The 2,015-nt window shown below is 46.3% G+C and carries 2 protein-coding genes; both read left to right on the top strand.

Annotation, left to right across the window (positions count from 1 at the left end; translation table 11 throughout):
* On the top strand, positions 1-542 hold a 542-nt coding region (locus Q0294_RS02195), incomplete at its 5' end, for a TRCF domain-containing protein (RefSeq protein ID WP_366917897.1).
* A gap of 185 nt (positions 543-727) precedes the next feature.
* Complete coding sequence (locus tag Q0294_RS02200; RefSeq protein WP_299460465.1) at positions 728-1,975, top strand: peptidylprolyl isomerase; 1,248 nt, start codon at positions 728-730, stop codon at positions 1,973-1,975.
* Positions 1,976-2,015 lie beyond the last annotated feature (40 nt).

Here is a 2,015-nt window from a genome sequence, read left to right on the forward strand (position 1 = left end):
CCGCCGTCGGTTACGAGCTTTATTGTCAGTTACTCGAAAATGCCTGCAAAAAACTGAAAAACGAGCCCCTCCGGGAACACCATCACGTCGCCATTGATCTGCCTTGTACGGCTTATCTGCCCTCGGATTATATTCCCCCCGGTCGGATCAAAATCGAGATTTACCGCAAACTGTCTGCGGTGCGATCGCTCGAAGAACTCGCTGCACTGGAAGCGGAAGTCGAAGATCGATTCGGGTCAATACCGAATCCTGCCCGTACATTATTCATTTTGAAAGAATTACAAATTCTGGCACAGCAATGGCAGGTCGACAGTATTCGGCTGGAAGATCAGTTCGCAGTTCTGGGGTATCGAGATAAAAATCATATTCTGGCACTGTCTAAAAGCAACCGGAATCGAATCCCTGTTCGCATTGTAGACCACAAATCAGCCTACATTCCGTTGCCGAATTCTGCACTAAATACGGAAGCGATCATGTTAGAGCTTAAATCAGTATTGCAACAAAGTTTTAATCCGTCCTATAATCTCGCACCGTCACCCTGACAGGTTCATCAAACGAGTTGAGTTTTCATTCGTTTTCTGCCTCAAAGGATGATATTGATAGTGTAACAGTCAACTTTCCCCTCCTTACAATTCCCATGTAATTCAGGCTGATTACAGTATCTATAATTTAGCGTCTCTCAAATTCCCGGATAATTAATTCGTTCATCAACTGCAGGATGCTCTTGATGCGCTACGCGCAAATACATTTTTTGATGCTTGCTTCGCTTAGCATGGTGGGTTGTGAAACTACTCCCAAAGTAGATAACCCCGTGCTCGGGCCGCCACCGCCGCGCCTGGAGTCTGCACTCAAGCAGCAAAAACTGAAGCACACTGACGTTGCCAGTAAGGCTGCTGACAGAAAGCAGATTCTGGAAGGGGATTTTGAAGATTCCGGCAATCCATTTGAATCTCCGATTCAGACTGCTTCTTCCACCTCAGACGTCTCTGCAAATCCGACAGTCGACGAATCACAAGCCAATCTGGCTGACAGCGATGTGGTAGCCATGGTGAATGGAAGCCCGCTTTTTGTGTCAGATGTGATCGGCATTTACAATTTTCAGCTCAAGCAGGCGGAACAGAAGATGCCGCCGGAAGAATACCAGAAATTACGACGCGCTCTGGTAAAACGTGATCTGAAAGGGCACATCGAACGCCAGTTACTGATCCATGAAATGAAGACTACGCTCAAAAAGGAACAACTGTCAATGCTGCAGGAGCATCTGGAGAAAGCATTCAATGAAGAGCGAATTCCCGAACTGCAACAGAAACTGGAAGTGAGTTCAACTCAGGAACTGGAAGATAAATTAAACACGCAAGGTCGTACGATCTTCGGTGAAAAAGAGCTGTTTATGAAACAGCAGACAGCGATTCAATTCATGGCTGTGAAAGCAAAAGCAAACAGTGATTTCAGCCGCGAAGAAGTTCTGGCTCGCTACAAGTCAAATATCAAAGATTACGAAGTCCCCGCCAAAGTCCGCTGGCAGCGGATTCGCATTTCCTACGCGAAACATGGTGGTAAGCAAAAAACAATCGGTTTGCTGGATGAAGTCATTCATAAACTTCAGGCCGGCGAAGATTTCGGCGAACTGGCGAAAAAATATTCCGATGGGCCGCGATCTGAAAAGAATGGTCAATGGGGTTGGACTCGCCATGGCAGCCTGGCAGAACCCGAAATCGAGGCCGCATTATTTGAGCTTCCTATCGGACAAGTCAGCCAGGTATTTGAAACAGAGGCTTCATTTCAGATCATAAAAGTGAATGAGCGCAAGGAAGAAGGCGTCGTCCCGTTTGCCGATGTGCAAGCGAAACTTGAGCAATCCATGATTTCTGAAGCACGAATGAAAGCCACAAAAGAGATTCTCGAAAAGTTATACGCGAAAGCGATTATCGAAACAGAGTATGACATCGACGCTGAAGAACCTGCAGCTCCATAATACTCTGCCATGAATAAAAGATTAAGAATTACCTTGTCGT

Source organism: uncultured Gimesia sp. (assembly GCF_937919775.1).
Taxonomy (GTDB): domain Bacteria; phylum Planctomycetota; class Planctomycetia; order Planctomycetales; family Planctomycetaceae; genus Gimesia.